The following is a 19,859-nucleotide window of genomic DNA, read 5'->3' as shown; positions in this document are numbered from 1 at the left end:
AAGGCAGGTGCCCGTGACAAGCAGCCCCACCGACCCCACCCGACTCCCGCGGCTCCCGGCCGGCTTCGTCTGGGGGGCCTCCACCGCCGCGTACCAGATCGAGGGCGCGGCCGACGAGGACGGCAAGGGGCCGTCGATCTGGGACGCCTTCGTGCGGCGCCCGGGGGTGGTCCGCGACGGCCACACCGGTGACGTCGCCTGCGACCACTACCACCGGTCCGGCGAGGACGTGGCGCTGATGCGCCGGCTCGGGCTCGACGCGTACCGCTTCTCCGTCTCCTGGCCGCGCGTCCTGCCGACCGGCGCGGGCAAGGTGGAGCCGCGCGGGCTCGACTTCTACGACCGGCTGGTCGACGCGCTGCTCGACGCCGGGATCGAGCCCACCCCCACCCTCTTCCACTGGGACCTGCCGCAGGCCCTGGAGGACGAGGGCGGCTGGCTGAACCGGGAGACCGCGTACCGGTTCGCCGAGTACGCGGCGGTGACGGCGGACCGGCTCGGCGACCGGGTGAAGCGGTGGATCACCCTGAACGAGCCCTTCGTGCACATGTCCTTCGGCTACGGCTTCGGCGTCCACGCCCCGGGCCGCGCCCTGCTCCTCGACGCCCTGCCCGTCGCGCACCACCAGCTGCTCGGCCACGGCCTCGCGACCGCGGCGCTGCGGGCCGCCGTCCCGGACGGCCAGGTGCTGATCGCCAACAACTGTACGCCCGTACGGCTGCGCGCGGACACCCGGTCGGACGCGGACACGGCGGCGGCATCGGCGTACGACGTCCTGCACAACCGCCTTTTCAACGACCCGATCCTGACGGGAAGTCACCCCGACCTCTCGGCCTACGGCATGAGCGACCCGAGCTGGGGAGGAGTGGTGCGCGACGGCGACCTCGCCGCCATCTCCGCGCCGCTCGACGGACTGGGCGTCAACTACTACAACCCGACCTGGGTGACCGCCCCCGCCGATCCCGGAGCGGGCCTGCCCTTCGACCTGACCGAGCCTCAGGAGGCTTACGCGCGGACCGCGTTCGGCTGGCCGGTCGTCCCCGACGGGCTCACGGAGCTGCTCACCGGCCTCAAGGACCGGTACGGCGACGCCCTCCCACCGGTGTGGATCACCGAGAACGGCTGCTCGCAGCCGGCCGGCACGGACGACCGGGCACGGATCGACTACCTCGCCGGGCACCTCGCCGCCGTCGCGGAGGCCGTGGCCCGAGGGGTGGACGTGCGCGGCTACTTCACCTGGTCGCTGCTCGACAACTTCGAGTGGGCCGAGGGCTACCACCAGCGCTTCGGGCTGGTCGAGGTCGACTTCGCCACCGGACGCCGCACGCCCCGGGCGAGCTTCGCGTGGTACCGCGACCTGATCGCCTCCCAGCGGGGCCGCACGCCCTCATGACCGAGGCGTGCGCGGAGGACGGGTCCGACCACGCCGCCGTCCTCGCCGAGCCCACCCTCCCGGTCGGCGCCGGGTGGACGGCGGGCCTCTCGCTGGCCACCCTCGCCGTCTTCATGGCGTTCATGACGCCCATCCAGATCCTGCTGCCGCTCCAGCTGGAGCACATCGACCCGCACCACAAGAACGCCGCGCTGTCGCTCGTCACCGGCCTCGGCGCGCTCGTCGCGGTCCTCGCCAACCCGCTCGCCGGAGCGTGGTCGGACCGGACCACGAGCCGGTTCGGCCGTCGCCGGCCCTGGATCCTCGGCGGCGCCCTCGCCGGGGCGGCGGGCCTCGCGGCCACCGCCGCCCAGCACACCGTGGCGGGGGTCGCCGTCGGCTGGTGCCTGGCGCAGGCGGGACTCAACGCGATGCTGGCCGGTGTCACCACCCCGATCGCCGACCGGGTGCCGCTCGCCCAGCGCGCGCAGGTCTCCGGCTGGACCGGCCTCACCCAGTCCGTCGGCCTGGTCCTGGGCGCACTGATCACCACCCTCCTCGTCACCGGAGTCCGGTCCGGTTACCTCGTGCTCGCCCTGCTCACCGTCGTGCTCGCCCTCCCCTTCGTCCTGCGCCAGACCGAGCCGCCCCTGCCCCGGGCGCTGCGCCCCGCCTTCGACGCCCGCGCCTTCGCCCGCTCCTTCCGGCTGAGCCCCCGGCGGCATCCCGACTTCGGCTGGGCGTGGCTCACCCGGTTCCTGATCAACCTCGGCAACGCCCTCGGCACCCTCTACCTGTTCTACTTCCTCGCCGACGCCGTCCACCACGACGATCCCGGCACCGGCGTGCTGGTCCTCACGGTGGTCTACACCCTCTGCGCCGCGCTCACGGCCGTCCCCGTGGGCGTGCTGTCCGACCGCTCCGGACGCCGCAAGGGCTTCGTCGTCCTCTGCTCGCTGGTCATGGCCGCCGCCGCGCTCCTGCTCGCCCTGCTCCACACCTGGCCGTCCGCGCTCGTCGCCGCGGCCGTCCTCGGCGCGGGGTACGGCGTCTACCTCGCCGTCGACCAGGCGCTGGTCACCCAGGTCCTGCCCGAGGCCGCCGACCGGGCCAAGGACCTCGGCGTCATCAACATCGCCAATTCCGGCCCCCAGGTCCTCGCCCCCGCCCTCGCGTCGCCGGTCATCGCCCACCTCGGCGGCTACACGGGCCTGTACGTGTCAGCGGCCCTGGTCATCCTCCTCGGCGGTCTCCTCGTCGGCCGCGTACGGGGCGTGGCCTGACGCCGCCCGGCGGGCCCGGCCGCGTCCCACCTGCTGAAATTGTTCATTCAGAGTATTGATCCCTGTTTGCCTCTATGCGAGATTCGGCGCACCGCGGTGCCGGTCGACGGCCGCGGTCCGTCCGGATCCACAGGAATCGCCGCCGGGAGAGGTCTCAACATGCCGGTCCAACACGCCCCCGGGGAACGACTCGCGATGGAGAGGCGCACCATCGAGGTCATTCCCGACGCCGAGCGGCACGGCACGCCGCGCAGCCAGTTCACGCTGTGGTTCGGCGCCAACATGCAGATCACCGCGATCGTCGACGGCGCCCTGTCCGTCGTCTTCGGCGCCGACGCGCTCTGGGCGATACCGGCGCTGCTGATCGGCAACGTGCTCGGCGGCATCGTCATGGCGCTGCACTCCGCGCAGGGCCCGCGCCTCGGCGTGCCGCAGATGATCTCCAGCCGCGCGCAGTTCGGCGTCCACGGCGCGGTCCTGCCGCTGCTCCTCGTGATCCTCATGTACCTCGGCTTCGCCGCGACCGGCAGCGTGCTGGCCGGCCAGGCCCTGGCCGAGCTGCTGCACATCGACGACGCCCGGGTCGGCATCCTCGTCTTCGGCGTGCTGACCGCCGTGGTCGCCGTCACCGGCTACCGGCTCATCCACGCCGCCGGCCGGGTGGCCACCGTCGCCGGGGTGCTCGGCCTCGGCTATCTGCTGGTGCGGCTGTTCACCCAGTACGACGTCGGCGCGCACGTCGGGAACAAGGGCTTCGAGGCGGCCACCTTCCTGCTCGCCGTCGGGCTCGGCGCCGGCTGGCAGCTGACCTTCGGCCCGTACGTCGCCGACTACTCGCGCTACCTGCCGCGCGACACCGGCACGCGCGCGACGTTCTGGTCCACGTTCGCCGGCTCCGTGATCGGCTCCCAGTGGGCCATGACCCTCGGGGCGCTCACCGCGGCCGTCGCGGGCGAGGCCTTCCTCCCCGACCAGGTGGGCTTCCTCGGCGACCTGGCCGGGCCCGCGGCCCTCGCCTTCCTGATCTACCTGGTGATCGTGGTCGGCAAGCTGACCGTCAACTGCCTCAACGCGTACGGCGGCTTCATGTCGATCCTGACGACCGTCACCGCCTTCGACGGCCGCTCGCGGATCTCGGCCGCCGCCCGCGCCGCCTACATCGTCGGCTTCACCGCCGTGTCGATCGGCATCGCGCTGGCCGCCAGCGCCGACTTCCTGAACAACTTCAAGAACTTCGTGCTGCTGATCCTGATGGTGTTCACCCCGTGGAGCGCGATCAACCTGGTCGACTACTACCTGGTGTCCCGCGAGCGCGTGGACGTCCCCGCCCTGTACGACCCGGACGGCCGCTACGGACGCTGGAACGTCACCGCGCTGACCTGCTACGTCGTGGGCGTCGCCGTGCAGGTCCCGTTCCTGGCCACGAAGCTGTACACCGGCGCGATCACCAAGCGGCTCGACGGCGCCGACATCTCGTGGATCGTCGGTCTGACCGTCACGGCGGCGCTGTACTGGCTGTGGGTGCGGCGCACCGCCGACCCGCCCGCCGAGACCGTGCACCCGGCCGCCCTCGACGGCGGCGACCGGCCGACGGCACCCGTCGGCTGAGCCGTACGGCCCCCGTCGGCCGATCCGTACTCATCCCACCGGCACGACATCCGCCCACAGGGCGGCGGCGTCGGGCGAGAGCGGCACGACCGCCCGGCCCGGCGCCCCGTCGTTCCCGTCCCACCACACGCCCCGGCCCGGGGTCAGCGGGCTCTCCCCCGCCTCCGTACGCCACCGGCCGCGCAGCACGTGGAGGACCCCGGCGTGCCCGCCGGCCGGCACGACGGGCCCGGTGACCCGCTCCACCCGGGCCACCGCGCGGCCGCGCCGCACCATGATGTTGAGGACCCGGCACGCGCCGCCCCGCAGCTCGGCGGACAGCTCCAGGTCGCCGGGGAACGCGAGGGGCTCCTCCGCGCGCGTCGTCCGGTCGAACACCCCGGGGGCCGTCAGCCGCACGCCGTCGCCCGCCAGGAGGGTCAGCGTCCGATCGACCCCGGGGAACGCCGAGAACGGCCCGTCCCGGTCGATGTCGGCGATGCTCGCCCGCCACAGGAAGTCCTCGGCGCCCACCGGCCACGAGACGATCTCCCGGGTGGCTCCCCCGCCGTTGCGCCACCGGCCCGCCGTCAGCGTCTCGACATCGAAGCGGTGCATGGGGGCTCCTGGGCTGCGTGCGGTACGGACGATACGGGCGGTCCGTGCGGTACGGGCGCGGATCACCCGGCGGGACAACGATAGAGGGCCCGCCCCGGCCCCCTCCGCAGCGCCCCTCGGCCCGTGAACGGCCCTTCCGGCCCCTCGGGAAGGCCGTTGCGCCCGGCCCCGGGCGGGCGAGTGTGACGTGAGCTTTGCGATCGCGTGGCAGGTGCCTTCGAGCCCTCCCGGGGAAGCGGACGTGATCGCAGAATTGCTCATCGCCGGGCCCCTTCCCGTCCGATCCGGAGGAATCGCGCCGGGCATCCCGACGAGCTCCGCGCCGCCCGACCGGTGGCGCGCTTCCGCCCCTCCGAAGGCCCTGGAGAGTCCCCGTGTCCGAACCCGACGTCGACGCCCTGCCGCAGCGCTGGCAGGACCTGCTGCCCGCCGCCTCGTCCCGCCGCCGCTTCCTCTCCCTCACCGGGAGCGGCGCCCTCGCCGCCCTGCTCGCGGCCTGCGCGCCGAGCGCGGCGGGCGACGCGGCCGCCGGGGCGACGGCGGGCCCGGGAACGGCCCGGCGCGGCGGCACGCTCCGCGTGGGAACGCCCCCGCCGCCGACCGCCCTCGATCCGGTCACCGCGTACGACGGCAGCGCGATCGCCCTCTACCAGCTGGTCGCCGACTACCTGATCTGGCTGGACAAGGACTACGAGCTGGTGCCGAGGCTCGCCACCGCGTGGACGTCCGACAGGACGGGCCGGATCTGGACGTTCACCCTGCGCGAGGGGGTGGTGTTCTCCGACGGCACCCGGCTGGACGCCGACACCGTGAAGGCCTCCTTCGACCGGCTGCTCGACCCGAAGGGCAGGTCCGCCGCCCTGTCGGCCTTCGACACCGTCCTCAAGGCCGGGGGCGTCCGCGCCGACGGCGCCACGAAGGTCGTCTTCACCCTCGAACGGCCCTTCTCCGACTTCCCCTACCTCGTCTCGGCCGGCAACTACAACGCCGTCGTCCTGAAGAAGGACTACGCCGGCGACTTCGCCGAACACGGCGTCGGCACCGGCCCGTTCGTCCTCACCTCCTACGACGTCTCGACCGGCGCCTCCTTCACCCGCAACCCCCGCTACTGGGACGCCCCCAAGCCCCACCTCGACGGCGTCGAGGTGAAGTTCTACGCCGACGACCAGGCCGATCTGCTGGCCCTCCAGGGCGGGGACGTCGACACCCAGTTCCTCAGCCGCGCCGCCCTCGTCGAACCGCTCGGCGACGGCGGCGGCGACCTGGTCGTCGACGAGGTCCGGAGCACCGCGGTGACCGTCCTCACCCTCCGCGTCGACAGGGCCCCGTTCGACCGCAAGGAGGTCCGGCAGGCCGTCGCCCACGCCCTGGACCGACCGGCGCTGCGCCAGGCCGCCGGCAGCGGCCTCGGAGACCTCGGCAACGACCACCTGTTCGCGCCGCTGTTCCGCTCCGCGCCCACCGACCTCCCGCAGCGGACCAGGGACAAGGAGAAGGTCACGGCGCTGCTGAAGCAGGCGGGGATCGACAGCCTCCGCTTCACGCTCACCTTCGACCCGCCCAACAAGGACTACGCCGTCACCCTCCAGAGCCAGCTGAAGGAGGCCGGCATCACCGTCGACCTCGACCAGCGGACCTCCAAGGAGTTCTACGGCGGGGACCAGACGAAGGACACGCCCTGGCTGTTCACGGACGCCAACCTGGTCAACTGGGCCGGGCGGCCCGTGCCGAGCCAGCTGGTCAACCCGATGGTCAGGAGCGGCGGCGTGTGGAACGGCTCCAAGTACGCCAACAAGGCCCTGGACGCGGCCGCCGACGCCTACGACGCCGCCACCGACGACGCCGAGCGGCGCAGACAGGCCGCGATCATCGCCCGGATCCTCCACGAGGACGTGCCCCTCGTCATCGGGTTCTGGAACGGCAACACGCGCGCCTCCCGCCGCTCCTTCCGGGGCATCGAGGCGCACCCCAGCCAGTACGTCGACCTCTCCGCCGTCTCCCGGGCCTGAGCGGAGAGGACTCCGACCACATGCGACGCTTCCTGCTGCGCCGGGTCGCGGCCGTCCCGCCGACCCTGCTCGCCGTCTCCTCACTGGTCTTCCTCGCCACGCAGGTGCTGCCCGGCGACGTCGCCCGCACCGTCCTCGGCCGCGAGGCCGACGAGGGCTCGGTCCGCGCGCTCCGCCACGACCTCGGCCTGGACCGCCCGCTCGCCGTGCAGTACGCGAGCTGGCTGGGGCACTTCGTGACCGGCGACTGGGGCACCTCGTACACCCTGCGCGTGCCGGTGCGCGCCCTGCTCCTGGAACGCCTGGGGCACTCGCTGTTCCTGGCCGGGTTCGCGTTCCTGCTGCTCGTGCCGGTCGCGCTCGCCCTGGGTCTGCTCGCGGGCCTGTTCCACGGGCGGGCCCTGGACCGGCTCGTCACCTCGACGACCCTCGCGCTCGGCGCCACACCGGAGTTCGTCACCGGCGTCGTGCTGCTCGTGGTCTTCTCCGTACGGCTGCGCTGGTTCCCGGCCTCCGCGCAGCCTCGACCGGGGCACGACGGGCTCGGCGACACGCTGTGGCACCTGGCGCTGCCGGCGGCCTCGCTGGTCCTGGTGTGCACCGGGTACGTCGCCCGTCATGTGCGCGCCGGCACGATCGCGGCGCTGGAGGGGGCCCATGTGCGCGCCGCCCGGCTGCGGGGGCTGTCGTCCCCGCGGATCGTCGTCCGCCACGTGCTGCGCAACGCCACGGTGCCGGCGACCAGCGCGCTGGGGGTCCAGCTGCAGTACCTGCTCGGCGGGATCGTCGTGGTCGAGCTCCTCTTCGACTACCCCGGTGCCGGGGCCCTGCTGCTGCGGGCCGCCCAGGACAAGGACCTGCCGACGCTCCAGGCGAGCGCTCTGGTGCTCGGCGCCCTCTACATGCTGGTGGTCCTGCTCGCGGACGTCGTCCACCGGCTCCTCGACCCGCGGATCCGTTCGGAGGCCGCCGCATGAGCGCCCTCCTCCCGGCCGTCGCCCCGTGGTCGCGGCCGCCCGCGGCCCGGCTCGTGGGGGCGTCCGTCGTGGCGCTGTGGGCGGCGGTCGCCGTCCTCTGGCCGCATCTGGTGCCGTACGCGCCCGACGTCCAGCGGCCCCGGGACCGTTTCCTGCCGCCGGGCGGCGCGCACTGGCTCGGCACCGATCAGTTCGGGCGCGACGTCCTGTCCCGCACCCTCGCCGGGGCCCGCCCCGTCCTCCAGGTCGCGCCGGCGGCGACCGCCCTCGCCGTCCTCGCGGGAACCGTCCTGGGGCTGCTCGCCGGCGGCGTCGGCGGCCGGCTGGACGAGGTGGTGATGCGGGTCGTCGACGCGGTCGTGGTCTTCCCCGCGCTCGTCGTCGCCGTGCTGTTCGCGGCGATGCTCGGCCACTCCGCGCCCGTCCTGGTGCTGGTCGTCGCGGCGTCCCTGGCGGTCCTCGTGACCCGCAGCGTGCGGGCGGCCGCGCTCGTCGAACGGAACAAGCCGTACGCCGAGGCCGCCCGGCTACGCGGCGAGCCCCCGTGGTCGCTGCTGATCCGCGAGATCCTGCCCAACATCCGCTCCACGGTGTACGTCGAGGCCACCTCGCGGCTCGGCGACGCGGTGTTCGCCGCCGCCACGCTCTCCTTCCTCGGCCTCGGCCTGCCGCCCGGCTCTCCGGAGTGGGGCGCGTCCGTCGCCGACAACCGGGTGTGGCTGGCCAACGCGCCCTGGACCGTCCTCGCGCCCGCGCTGGCCGTCGTCTCGCTGGTGGTCGGCGTCGCGCTCGTCGCGGACGGTTCGCGCCGGACGACGGGAGGCGGGGCACGAGCGCGGACGCACCGGGTCCGACCGGCGAGGAGGAGGGCATGAGCAGGAGTGAACGAGGCCTGGTCGTCGAGGGGTTGAGCGTCGCCTACGGCTCCGCCCGGGTCCTGCACGACGTGTCCTTCCGTGTCGCACCGGGCGAGATCCTCGGCCTGGTCGGCGAGTCCGGGTGCGGCAAGTCGACGCTGGCGTACGCGCTGGCCCGCCACTTCGCACCCGGCGGGCGCGTGCTCGACGGCGGCGTGCGCCTGGACGGCATCGACGTACTCGCCCTGGAAGGGAAGGAGTTGAGGGAGTGGCGGGCCTCGCGGCTCGCCTTCGTCCACCAGGACGCGGCCGGCGTCCTGGATCCGACGAAGCGGATCGGCCGGCAGCTGGCCGGGGTGCTGCGGGGCCGCGGCCTGTCCCGGCAGGAGACGGCCGCGCGCGTCCTGGAGCTGCTGCGGGCCGTCCGGCTACCCGACCCCGAACGGCTGGCGCGCCGCTTCCCGCACCAGCTGTCCGGCGGGCAGCAGCAGCGCGTCGTCATCGCCGCGGCCCTGGCCGCCGAGCCCCGGCTGCTGGTCCTCGACGAGCCGACGACCGGCCTGGACGCCTCCGTGGAGCACGAGGTGCTCGGCCTGCTCGCCGAGCTGCGCGACCGGCTGGACGCCGCCGTCGTCCTCGTCAGCCACGACCTGGGCCTGATCGGCCGGATGTGCGACCGGGTGGGGGTGCTGTACGCGGGACGGCTCGTGGAGGGCGGGCCGGTGCGGGAGGTACTGGCCGCCCCCGCCCACCCGTACACCGCGGGCCTCCTGGCCGCCGTCCCGGTGCTGGGCACCACGCGCCGCGACCGGCCGCTGCGGCCCGTGCCCGGCCGGCTGCCGCTGCCCGGCGAGACCACCGGGGGCTGCGCCTTCGCCGCGCGCTGCGCCCTGGCCGAGGACGCCTGCCGGGCGGCCGAACCCCCGCCGGTCGCCGGGGCGGCGCGGGACAGGACGGTGCGCTGTCTGCGTCCGGGAGAGGTCCCGCCGGCCGCGCCGCCGACGGCCGTGGACGCGCCGGCGCCCCGGAAGGCGGGAGCGGTCCTCCTCGACGTACGGGACCTCGTCCGGAGGTTCGGCGCGACGGTCGCCGTCGACCACGTCGACCTCACCGTCCACGAGGGCGAGGTCCTCGGCCTGGTGGGCGAGTCGGGCAGCGGCAAGACGACCCTCGCCCGCGCGATCGCCGGCCTCGCCCCCGACGGCACGGGCACCCTGGCCCTGCGGGGTGCGCCGCTGCCCCCACGGCTGTCCCGGCGGGAGGCGGACGTACGGCGGCGCGTCCAGATGGTCTTCCAGAACCCCGACGCCTCGCTCAACCCCAGTCACCGCGTCCGTACGGTGCTGCGCAGGGCGCTGGCCACCCTCGCCGTGCCCGGGGCGGGGCGGGAGCCCGCCGCCCTGGACGACCTCCTGGAGCGCACCCGCGTCGACCGGGAGCTGCTCGACCGCCTCCCCGGACGGCTCTCCGGGGGCCAGAAGCAGCGGGTCTCGATCGCCCGTGGCTTCGCGGGCCGTCCCGACCTGGTGATCTGCGACGAGCCCGTCTCCGCGCTCGACGTCAGCGTGCAGGCGGCCGTCCTGGAGCTCCTCGCCGAGCAGCGCGACCGCACGGGGACCTCGTACCTGTTCATCTCGCACGACCTCGCCGTCGTCGGCCACCTCGCCGACCGGATCGCCGTCATGTACCGGGGCGCGGTCGTCGAGGAGGGTCCGGCGGCCGACGTCCTGCACGGCCCCTCGCACCCGTACACCGCCCTCCTGGTGGAGGCGGCGACACGACCGGTGGGGGCGGCCGGGGGGTCCGGGGCGACGGCACCACCGGTGGGGGCCGGGGCGCCGTCGCCGTCGTCCGCGCGGCCGGCCGGCTGCCGGTTCGCCGACCGCTGCGCCCGGCGGATCACCGGGCTGTGCGCCGAAGTTCCGCCGCCGATAAGGGAGGTGGGGGCGGGGCACCGGGTGCGCTGCCACCTGGAGGTCGCGGAGCTGCCCCTCGGCACCCCCGCCTCACCGCCCGGCCAGGTGGTCCTGCGGGAAGGCGGCCAGCAGTTCCCGGGTGTACGGGGCGGCCGGTGAGTCGAAGACGGCGTCCCTCGGGCCCGTCTCCACCAGCTCGCCCTTCCGCAGGACCGCGATCCGGTCGCAGAAGTGCCGTACCACCGCGAGGTCGTGGGAGATGAGGAGCAGCGACAGGTCGAGTTCCTCGCGCAGGTCCATGAGGAGGTTGAGGACCTGCGCCTGGACCGACACGTCCAGCGCGGACACCGGCTCGTCGGCGATGACCAGGCGCGGCCGGACGGCCAGCGCGCGGGCGATGCCGATGCGCTGGCGCTGGCCGCCGGAGAACTCGTGCGGGTGGCGGGAGAGGTGCGAGGCGGACAGGCCCACCTGTTCGAGGAGTTCCGCCGCCCGTCTCCGCCGCGCGGACCGGTCCAGGTCCGTGTGGATGCGCAGCGGGGTGGTGACGATCTGCTCGACCGTGTGGCGGGGGTTGAGCGAGGCGTACGGGTCCTGGAAGACCAGCTGGACGTCGCGGCTCAGCTCGCGGCGCAGCCGGGTGTCCGTCGCCGCGCCCGAGACGTCCCGGCCGTCGAAGCGGACCTCCCCGCTCGTGGGGCGGCGCAGTCCGGTGAGGACCCGCGCGAGGGTGGACTTGCCCGAGCCGGACTCGCCCACCAGGCCGAGGGTCTCCCCGCGTGCCACGTGCAGGCTGACGCCCCGCACCGCCGGGTGGGGGCGGGCACGGAGGCGTCCCGGGTAGTCCACGCGCAGGTCGCGGACCTCGGCCAGGACCCCGGGGTCGGGGGCGGCGCGGAGGCGGGCCCTGGTGCGGGGCTTCGGCTCCGGGTCGTCGACCGTGGGGAGGCGGGTGCCGGGCACGGTGCTCAGGGTGGGGGCCGCTCCGACGAGGGCCCTGGTGTAGGGGTGGGCGGGGGTGGTGAGGAGGCGTCCGGTGGGGCCCTCCTCCAGTACTTCGCCGTCGCGCATCACCAGCGTGCGGTCGCAGGTCGCCGCCACCACTCCCACGTCGTGCGTGACGAGGAGCATGGCCGTGCCGGCGTCCGACCGGAGTTCGCGGATCAGGTCGAGGACCTGGTGCTGGACCCGGGCGTCCAGTGCCGTGGTCGGTTCGTCGGCGATCAGGACGCCCGGGTCGTTGACCAGCGCCATGGCGATGACGACGCGCTGGCGCATGCCGCCCGAGAGGTGGTGCGGGTGGTCCGCGGCGCGGGCGGCCGGGATGCCCACCCGGTCCAGCATCGCCGCCGCCCGTTCCCGCGCCTCCTTGCGGCCGGCCCGCGGGTGGTGGACGCGGTACGCCTCCGCGACCTGGGCGCCGATGGTGTGGTACGGCGACAGCGCGTCCAGGGCGTCCTGGAAGACCATCGCGACGCGGGAGCCCCTGACCCCCTTCAGGACCGGTTCGGGCGCGCCCACCAGTTCGAGGCCGTCGCCGCCGAGGCGGATGCTGCCCTCGACGCGGGTGCGCGCCGGGTCGTGGAGGGCCAGGGCGGCGAGGCCGATCGTCGACTTGCCCGAGCCCGACTCCCCGACGAGGCCGAGGACTTCGCCCGGGGCGAGGTCGAAGGAGACGTCCCGGACGGCCGGGACGGGGCCGTGCGCCGTACGGAAGGTGACCGCCAGGTCGCGGACGCTCAGTGCGGGACGATCGGTCATGCGAGCCTCACTCGGGGATCCAGCCAGGCCACCACGAGGTCGGCCACGGCCACGAACACGACGACGAAGAAGGCGGCGACGAGGACGGTGCCGACGACCGTGGGCAGGTCGTTGCCGGTCACCGCGTCGACGGCGAGCCTGCCGACGCCGCCGAGCCCGAACACGGTCTCCGTGATGAACGCGCCTCCGAGCAGTGCCCCGACCTCCAGGCCGAGGAGCTGCACCAGCGGGCCTGCCGCTCCGCGCGCGGTGTACTTCAGATGGGTGCGCAGGGTGCCCAGGCCCTTGGCGCGGGCCGTGCGGACGTACCCGTGGTGCATGGTCTCCAGCATCTGCGAGCGGGTCAGGCGGGCGTAGACGGCCGCGTTGACGAAGCCGAGGACCAGCCACGGCAGGACCAGGCCCAGGGCCCACTGGCCGGGGCCGTCGGCGAAGGGGACGTAGCGCGGGGGTGCGAGCAGTCCCGTGGAGTAGACGAGCAGGAACTGGAGCACGTAGCCGAGGAAGTAGATCTGGACGCTGGCGCCCAGCAGGTTGAAGCCGGACAGCAGACGGTCGGTCGGTCTGCCCCGCCGCAGCGCCGCCGTCAGGCCCGAGCCGACGCCGAGGACGAGGATGACCGCGAGGGCGCCGACCGCGAGGGAGGCGGTCACCGGGAGGCGGTCCTCGATGGCGGTGAGGACGGGCTGGTGGAGGGTGTAGGAGTAGCCGAGGCAGGGGGCGGGGCAGGGGATCGGGGTGCCGTCGACGTCCGCGATGGTGCGGCCGGTGACGACGCCGCCGACGTAGTCGGTGAACTGGGAGACGAGCGGCCGGTCGAGTCCCATGCTGGTGCGGACGGCCGCGAGCTGTGCGGAGGTGCACTTGGGGCCGCAGGCGATCCGGGCCGGGTCGGAGGGGGCGGCGTAGAAGAGCCCGAAGGCCGTGGCGGTGGTCGCGAGGAGCACCGCCACGGCCTGCGCGACCCTCTTGAGGAGGTATCGGGTCATGGTCGCAGGGGTCAGGAGTTCTTGACGTACACGTTGGTCAGGGCCGGGACGCCGTAGATCGGGTGGGTGGCGGCGCCGCCGATCCGCTCGCCGCGGAACTGGGAGACGCTCTTGTAGAGGAAGGGCACCAGGGGGACGTCCTTCATGACCGTCTGCTCCAGGGCGATCAGCTCCTCGGCCTTCTTCCGCGCGTCGCCGATCTTCGCGATGCGGGCCAGTTCCCCGTCCACCCGCGGGTTGCCGTAGCGGATGGGGTTGGACACCGCGTCCAGGTGGCTCTCGTAGCCGAGGGGGAGCAGGGTCGACGGGGTGGGCCAGTCCACGGAGTTGGTGGACAGGAACAGGTCGTACGGGTTGTCGCCGCCGCCGAAGACCACGTCGTTGAACGCGGCGGGCGTGAGGCCCTTCACGACGAGCTCGATCCCGGCCTTGGCGAAGGCGTCGGCGAGGACCTGGGCGACCTGGTCGTCCTGCGGGCTCTCGGTGGGGTACGCGTACGTCAGCCTGGTGACCTTCGTCCTCGCCTTGGCCAGGTGCTCCTTGGCCTTGGCGACGTCGCCGGTGGGGGCGACGGGGTAGAGGTCGTACTTCTTCCAGCCGACGACGGCCGGTGAGGAGAGGGTGGTCGCGAGGTCGCCGGCGTAGCGGCCGCCGAGGACCTGGCGGGCCTGCTCGCGCGGGAAGAGGTAGTGGATGGCCTTGCGGACCTCGGGGTCGGTGACCCGGTCGTTCCTGATGTACAGGTCCTGGGTGTAGGCGCCCTGGCTGCCGGAGACGACCAGCTTCCGCTTGGCGGGGTCGCGTTCGACCGTCGAGATCAGCTCCGGCGGGAGCGTGTCCTTGGTGGTGAGCGTGGTCGCGCCGGCGCCCTGGCTGTTGAACACCTCCTGCGCGGTGTTGAGGGCGGCCTTGCCGAAGGTGAACTCGAAGCGGTCCGGGTAGGCGTGGCGGATCGGGTCCGTCTCCGGCTTCCAGTGCGGATTGCGCTCCAGGGTGAGGCTCTGGTTCTGCTTGTGCTCGACGATCCGGTACGGCCCGGTGGCGAAGGGCTTCAGGTCGTAGCCGGTGCCGGTGTCCTTGTCCTCGCGGACCGGCGAGGAGGAGGACTGGGCGGCCATGTACGGCACGTCGGACTGCGGTTCGGGGAAGTGGAAGACGATGGTCCTGTCGTCGGGCGTCTCGATGGCCGCGAGGTCGCCGTCCTTCTCGGGGCCGCCGTACTTCTTCACCGCCTCGGTGCGGTCCTCGGAGCCGGTGAGCCACTGCGGCCAGTAGGTGGGGCCGAGTTCGAAGCCGGGGGCGAAGGTGCGCTCGATGCCGTACTTGACCTGCCGCGCGGTGACGGGCTTGCCGTCCTCCCAGGCGATGCCGTCCTTCAGGTGGTACGTCCAGGTGCGGCCGCCGTCGGAGGATGTGCCGGTGTCGGTGGCGAGGTCGCCGACCAGCCGGGGCCTGCCGTCGACGATCTGGTACTGGGTCAGCTGCCGGCCCCACAGCAGCGAGGTGCTGTACCTCTCGCCGGCGTAGATCTTCTGCGGGTCGAGGTGGGAGAAGTCGGCCTCGTTGGCGACGGTGACGGTGCCGCCCTTGCGGGCGCCGGGGACCTCGGGGGCGGGGCCCCGGCTGTCCTTCGCGGTGCCGAGGGTGGCGGTCAGCCTCTGGCCGCTCTTGGCGGCGGTGCTGTTCTTCCCCTGTCCGGCGGCCGTGTCCGCGCCCGCGCCCGCGGAGCAGGAGCACAGCAGCAGGGCGGCGGCGGTGGCGAGAGCCGGGACGGCTGCGGCGCGCAGGGTGATTGCGGGCATGACGAACTCCGTTGTGTCGTGCGGGTGTGACGGGTGGGAAAGGGTGGGGGCCCGGGGCTCAGCGGATGGTGTGCGGGTCGAGCGCGTCCCGTACGGCGTCGCCGAGGAGGTTGAAGGCGAGGACGAAGACGAGGAGCGAGACGCCGGGGAAGACCATGTAGGTGGGGTCGTCGTAGAAGACGTCGGCGCCCCGGGAGATCATGCGGCCCCAGTCGGGGACGGGCTCGTTGACGCCGACGCCCAGGAAGGACAGCGCCGCCTCGGTGGTGACCATCGCGGGCACGGCGAGGGTGAGGTGCACGAGGACCGGCGCCCAGACGTTCGGCAGCAGTTCGCGGAAGACGATGTGCCGCCGGCTCGCGCCGAGGGCGCGGGCCGCCTCGACGAACTCCCGCTCGCGCAGGGACCGGACGAGGGTGCGCAGCACCATCGCGAGCGGCACCCAGCCGAAGACGGAGAAGACGAGGACGAGGACGGTGAACTGCATCCAGACGGGTTCGTTCTCGCCCGGTCCGACGAGGCGGGTCTGGACGACCGGGCCCAGCGTGATCAGGAACAGCAGGGCCGGGAAGGCGAGCAGGACGTTGCAGACGAAGGTGAACGCCCTGTCGACGAGGCCGCTGAGGTAGCCCACGGCCACCCCGACGACCACGCCGACGACGGCGACGACGACGGCCGAGGCGAGGGCGATCAGCAGCGAGGTGCGGATGCCGTGGAGGAGCTGGGCGAGGACGTCGCGGCCGAGGCCGGGCTCGATGCCGAACCAGTGCTGCGCCGAGATGCCGCCGTTGGGCAGCACGGGCAGGCCCTCCGGGCTCAGCAGGCCCGGCTCGTTCTGCCCGTAGTGCTCGGTGGGGTTCTTGCCGTAGAGGGCGGTGACCAGGGGCGCCGCGAGGGCGAGGAGCACGAAGAACCCGACGACGCAGAGCGAGACGGTTCCGACCCGATCGCGCCGGAACGCACCCCTCACCGATACCGCTGCCACGCTGCCGTACTCCCGATTCGTCGGGGCGCGCCGATCTGTGGAGGAACGCCCTGGATCACCTCGGAGACGGGGTCACCGCTCCGGACATCGGCCATTAGATAGGAAGATCGAGAGGGCAGCAATAGGCAACATTCCAAGGTCACAGAGAAAGATTGCCTTGGATTTCCAGAACGTTTCTCCGTTCACGCAGCCGCAACACGAAGGGGTGCGAATCACCGCGAATCCCCCTATCACGGGAGACGAGCATCACAGTCGCCCGAGTGGCCCCGAGAACGCCGGAGGGGCCGTTCCGGATGTCTCCGGAACGGCCCCTGACCTGCGGCTTCGATCAGCCGGGAACGGCCCGCCGCAGCCGCGTCAGATGCCGGCCCGACGCCTGCCGCGGACACGGCGCGGATACGGGAAGAGGCGCGGGGAGCGCTTGGCCGCCACGTCCTCGACCCAGCCGAAGACCAGCACCAGCAGCCCGATCAGCGGGATGGCCACCAGCAACGGGAACCACTGGCTGGTCAGCAGCCACTGGCAGTGCTCGTAGAAGAAGCCGACGGACCAGAGGGGGTCGATCAGGGGGATGGCGGCCACCAGCGCGGTCTCGTGCCAGAGGTAGACGCTGACGGCGCGCGAGTTGAGCAGACTGACCAGGCCGTTCCAGCGTTCCAGCGGCCTGGGCCACTGCTCCCAGGAGGGGCTGACGTGGAGCAGGATGGCGACGAAGCCGAAGGACCACAGGGCCTGGGCTATCGGCCAGCTCTCGATGTCGGTGGGCACGGTCGGGTCGACCGGCCGGGTCTGCAGGTACCACCAGCCGGCCACCATGATCAGCGGCGCGACGGACGGCACGACGTACTGCGGGATCTTCTTGAGCAGGCCCTCCTGGTGGGCCATGCCGAGGATCCAGCAGGAGCCGAAGGTGGCGAAGTCGCTGACGGTCTCCCAGACCCGGCTGTAGATGAACTCCTGGTCGATGAAGAACGTGTTCATGACGATCGCCAGCGCGATCGGCGCGGCCAGCGTCACCACCGGCATCCGCCGCAGCGCCCACAGCATCAACGGCGAGAGCAGGACGTACCAGAGGTACGCGCGGAGGTACCAGAGCGGGACGATGACCTGCACCGCCCAGCCCTGACCCACGAGATGGTCGAAACCGTTCAGCGATTCGGCGTACGGCGGAGTGCTCAGCGGCACGAGCCAGAACAGCAGCTTGCCCCACCACCAGTCGGGGTGCCCCTCGGCGTCGGGCCCCCAGCCGTCGGCGATCTCGAGGGTGAGCATGACCGCGCCGAACAGCCACATCGGCGGCAGCAGTCGGCGCAGACGGCCCCGGATGACGCCGAGGGCGGGACGGCTGAGCGAGCGCGCCATCAGCGACCCGGCCAGCGCGAACATCACGCCCATCGAAGGGAAGACGATGGGCAGCCAGAACCAGCCGAAGTTGTGGTAGAGCACCACACGGAACAGCGCCAGCGCGCGCAGCAGGTCGAGATAGCGGTCCCGGCCGCCCTTGCGCGGGGCCGGTGCCGACGGCTCCGACTCCTGCTCCTGCTCCTGTCGCAGAACGGCGGGGATCCGCAGCTGCATGGTGTCCTGGGTGCCCCCGAACCCGAAGGATGCGGTCATGGTCAGGCCTCCACGGGTGCGGCGGCGACCTCGCCGGTGCGCCGGAGCTTCTGCCAGCGCAGTCGGCCACCGGTCAGCGCCGTGATCGCGGACTGCAACAGGACGATGTACATCAGCTGCCGATAGACCACCTGTTGGATCGGCAGGCTGATCAGATGCAGGGGCTTCTCGCCGTCGAGCCGGAAGGCGTACCAGGACAGCACGGCCTGGAGCAGGATGAAGCCGCCCCAGCTGGCGAGGGTGATCGGGGCGTCCGCGAACAGCACCCCGTACAGCAGGAACATGTCGACCAGCGGCGCGAGCAGCGGGGCGACCACGCCGAACAGCACCACGAGCGGCAGTCCGATCCGGCCGAAGCGCCCGGCCGGACCGCGGGAGATCACGGCGCGCCGGTGCTTCCACATCGCCTGCATGCTGCCGTAGCTCCAGCGGTACCGCTGGGACCAGAGCTGCTGGATGCTGGCGGGGGCCTCGGTCCAGGCGCGGGCGCGCTCGGCGTAGACGATCCGCCAGCCGTCGCAGAGCACCGCCATGGTGATGTCGGTGTCCTCGGCGAGGGTGTCGTCGCTCATCCCGCCGACCCGTCGCAGGGCCTCCTTGCGGAAGGCGCCGACCGCGCCGGGGATGGTCGGGATGACGTTGAGCATGTCGTACATCCGGCGGTCCAGGTTGTGGCCGAGGACGTACTCGATGTGCTGCCAGGCGCCGATCAGGCTGTCGCGGTTGCCGACCTTGGCGTTGCCCGCGACCGCGCCGATCCCCCGGTCGCCGAACGGCTGGACCAGCTCGCGCACGGTGGACGGCTCGAAGACGGTGTCGCCGTCCATCATCACGATGATGTCGTGCGACGCGGCCGCGATACCGGTGTTGAGCGCGGAGGACTTGCCGCCGTTGACCTTGCGGATCAGCCGGACGAACGGCAGGTTCATCGCCTCGACGATGTCCGCGGTGCCGTCCGTGGAGCCGTCGTCGATGACGATGACCTCGATCGGATGGTCACTGGCGATCAGGGAGTTGAGGGTGTTCGCGATGCACTCGCGTTCGTTGTAGGCCGGGACGAGGACGGTGACCGGCTCGGTGACGGGTGGCCCCCACGCGTTCCGCCGCCGGGAGCGCCGGGCGTGCAGCGGCGCGAGGACGAGCATCAGCGCGAACCGGCCGAAGTTGAGGAAGCCGACGACGGCGAGGAGGGCGACCAGGACCGGCAGGGTGAGCACGGCGGCCTGGCTGGCCCAGATGAAGCTCTTGCCCGCCCACAGCTGGTAGCCGTGCACCGGCACGGTGGCGTCGGTGGCGCCGAGCGCCTCGGAGATGGTGGCGAAGCGGTACCCCTCGCCCTTCAGCTTCACGATGATCTGTTCCAGCGCGGCGAGGGTCTCGGCACGGTCGCCGCCCGCGTCGTGCAGCAGGACCAGCTCGCCCGCGCCGGGCTTGCGCGGCATCGCCGCCTTGACGATCTCGTCGACGCCGGGACGCTTCCAGTCGTCGGTGTCGCGGTCGATGAACGCGGTGAGGTAGCCGTGGGAACCCACGTACTTGATCACCGGGTAGTTCCAGTCGTCGAGCGCCGAGGCGTCGGAGGAGTACGGCGGACGGAACAGCGCGCTGTGGACGCCCGCGACGCCGGCCAGCGCCAACTGCGTCTGCGCCAGCTCCCAGCTGATCCGCGCGTGGGACTGGTAGGCCAGGTCGGGGTGGGTGAAGGTGTGCACGCCGATCTCGTGGCCGCCCGCGACGATCTGCCGGATCAGCTCCGGATGACGCGTGGTCATCGCACCGGTCACGAAGAAGTCCGCGCGGATGTCGTGGTCCGCGAGCAGCTTCAGGATCTTCGGGGTCCACTCCGGGGAGGGGCCGTCGTCGAAGCTCAGGACCACGGTGTGGTTGGGGATCCGATAGCTCACCGGACGCTGGTTCTTGGCGCCGCGCGCGTCGATGATCGGGCCGCCCTTGAGCAGGTTCTCCGGCACGGTCGTCTTGTCGACCGAGGTCGCGATCCGGGTGTCGTGGAACGCCTCGTTGGTGGCGAGGCCGCGCAGGACGAGGAGCGCGAGCAGGCAGGCCAGCAGGGACAGCGGCATGAAGA

General features: G+C 72.8%; 14 protein-coding genes. 7 read left to right on the top strand and 7 right to left on the bottom strand.

Annotated features, from left to right (window positions below; translation table 11 throughout):
* The first annotated feature begins 7 nt into the window (after nt 1-7).
* The 3 genes from ACIGW4_RS13350 to ACIGW4_RS13340 all read left to right on the top strand — a co-directional run bounded on the left by ACIGW4_RS13350 (nt 8) and on the right by ACIGW4_RS13340 (nt 4,263).
* Entirely contained in the window at nt 8-1,393 is a 1,386-nt protein-coding gene (locus tag ACIGW4_RS13350; protein WP_399580262.1) for a GH1 family beta-glucosidase, read from the top strand.
* Nucleotides 1,390-2,655 (top strand): MFS transporter, encoded by a 1,266-nt coding sequence (locus ACIGW4_RS13345; protein WP_399580260.1) that lies wholly within the window; start codon nt 1,390-1,392, stop codon nt 2,653-2,655. The genes ACIGW4_RS13350 and ACIGW4_RS13345 overlap by 4 nt, the downstream gene beginning before the upstream one ends.
* A gap of 195 nt (nt 2,656-2,850) precedes the next feature.
* Nucleotides 2,851-4,263 carry a purine-cytosine permease family protein gene (locus ACIGW4_RS13340; RefSeq protein ID WP_399580258.1) on the top strand — a complete coding sequence of 471 codons (1,413 nt, stop codon included), beginning with the start codon at nt 2,851-2,853 and terminating at the stop codon, nt 4,261-4,263.
* A gap of 30 nt (nt 4,264-4,293) precedes the next feature.
* On the opposite strand, the gene ACIGW4_RS13335 is transcribed toward ACIGW4_RS13340, so the two are convergent.
* Complete coding sequence (locus tag ACIGW4_RS13335; RefSeq protein ID WP_359590409.1) at nt 4,294-4,860, bottom strand: HutD family protein; 567 nt, start codon at nt 4,858-4,860, stop codon at nt 4,294-4,296.
* A 374-nt stretch (nt 4,861-5,234) separates the two neighbouring features.
* Here ACIGW4_RS13335 and ACIGW4_RS13330 point away from each other — a divergent pair, with 374 nt between their 5' ends.
* From ACIGW4_RS13330 to ACIGW4_RS13315, 4 genes are read left to right on the top strand one after another with little or no spacing between them, the layout of a single operon-like run.
* Nucleotides 5,235-6,869 (top strand): ABC transporter substrate-binding protein, encoded by a 1,635-nt coding sequence (locus ACIGW4_RS13330; protein ID WP_399580255.1) that lies wholly within the window; start codon nt 5,235-5,237, stop codon nt 6,867-6,869.
* Nucleotides 6,870-6,889: 20 nt separating this feature from the next.
* Nucleotides 6,890-7,846 carry an ABC transporter permease gene (locus tag ACIGW4_RS13325; protein WP_398709303.1) on the top strand — a complete coding sequence of 319 codons (957 nt, stop codon included), beginning with the start codon at nt 6,890-6,892 and terminating at the stop codon, nt 7,844-7,846.
* The gene (locus ACIGW4_RS13320; protein ID WP_398709305.1) at nt 7,843-8,721 is read left to right on the top strand and encodes an ABC transporter permease; all 879 of its coding nucleotides are present in this window, start codon (nt 7,843-7,845) and stop codon (nt 8,719-8,721) included. Before ACIGW4_RS13325 ends, ACIGW4_RS13320 begins: the two co-directional genes overlap by 4 nt.
* Nucleotides 8,718-10,778 (top strand): dipeptide ABC transporter ATP-binding protein, encoded by a 2,061-nt coding sequence (locus ACIGW4_RS13315; RefSeq protein WP_399580251.1) that lies wholly within the window; start codon nt 8,718-8,720, stop codon nt 10,776-10,778. Before ACIGW4_RS13320 ends, ACIGW4_RS13315 begins: the two co-directional genes overlap by 4 nt.
* Here the strand turns inward: ACIGW4_RS13315 and ACIGW4_RS13310 are convergent.
* The 6 genes from ACIGW4_RS13310 to ACIGW4_RS13285 all read right to left on the bottom strand — a co-directional run bounded on the left by ACIGW4_RS13310 (nt 10,710) and on the right by ACIGW4_RS13285 (nt 19,854).
* Nucleotides 10,710-12,380 carry an ABC transporter ATP-binding protein gene (locus ACIGW4_RS13310; RefSeq protein WP_123456394.1) on the bottom strand — a complete coding sequence of 557 codons (1,671 nt, stop codon included), beginning with the start codon at nt 12,378-12,380 and terminating at the stop codon, nt 10,710-10,712. The two genes, ACIGW4_RS13315 and ACIGW4_RS13310, sit on opposite strands and share 69 nt — an antisense overlap.
* On the bottom strand, nt 12,377-13,369 hold the full coding sequence (locus ACIGW4_RS13305) for an ABC transporter permease (protein WP_359590416.1): 993 nt from the start codon (nt 13,367-13,369) through the stop codon (nt 12,377-12,379). The genes ACIGW4_RS13310 and ACIGW4_RS13305 overlap by 4 nt, the downstream gene beginning before the upstream one ends.
* 11 nt (nt 13,370-13,380) lie before the next feature.
* Nucleotides 13,381-15,171, bottom strand: coding sequence for an ABC transporter substrate-binding protein (locus tag ACIGW4_RS13300; RefSeq protein WP_399580248.1), 1,791 nt, complete (start codon nt 15,169-15,171; stop codon nt 13,381-13,383).
* Between the two features lie 58 nt (nt 15,172-15,229).
* Nucleotides 15,230-16,156, bottom strand: a complete 927-nt coding sequence (locus tag ACIGW4_RS13295) for an ABC transporter permease (protein WP_399580245.1) — start codon at nt 16,154-16,156, stop codon at nt 15,230-15,232.
* Nucleotides 16,157-16,513: 357 nt separating this feature from the next.
* The gene (locus ACIGW4_RS13290) at nt 16,514-17,773 is read right to left on the bottom strand and encodes an acyltransferase (protein WP_260174560.1); all 1,260 of its coding nucleotides are present in this window, start codon (nt 17,771-17,773) and stop codon (nt 16,514-16,516) included.
* A 2-nt stretch (nt 17,774-17,775) separates the two neighbouring features.
* Nucleotides 17,776-19,854, bottom strand: coding sequence for a bifunctional polysaccharide deacetylase/glycosyltransferase family 2 protein (locus ACIGW4_RS13285; protein ID WP_398709487.1), 2,079 nt, complete (start codon nt 19,852-19,854; stop codon nt 17,776-17,778).
* Between the last annotated feature and the right edge of the window lie 5 nt (nt 19,855-19,859).

The sequence above is a fragment of the Streptomyces sp. NPDC053513 genome (assembly GCF_044544765.1).
Classification (GTDB): Bacteria; Actinomycetota; Actinomycetes; order Streptomycetales; family Streptomycetaceae; genus Streptomyces; species Streptomyces litmocidini.
Note: the sequence above shows the minus strand (reverse complement) of the source record. Positions and strands in the feature narration are given on the sequence as shown.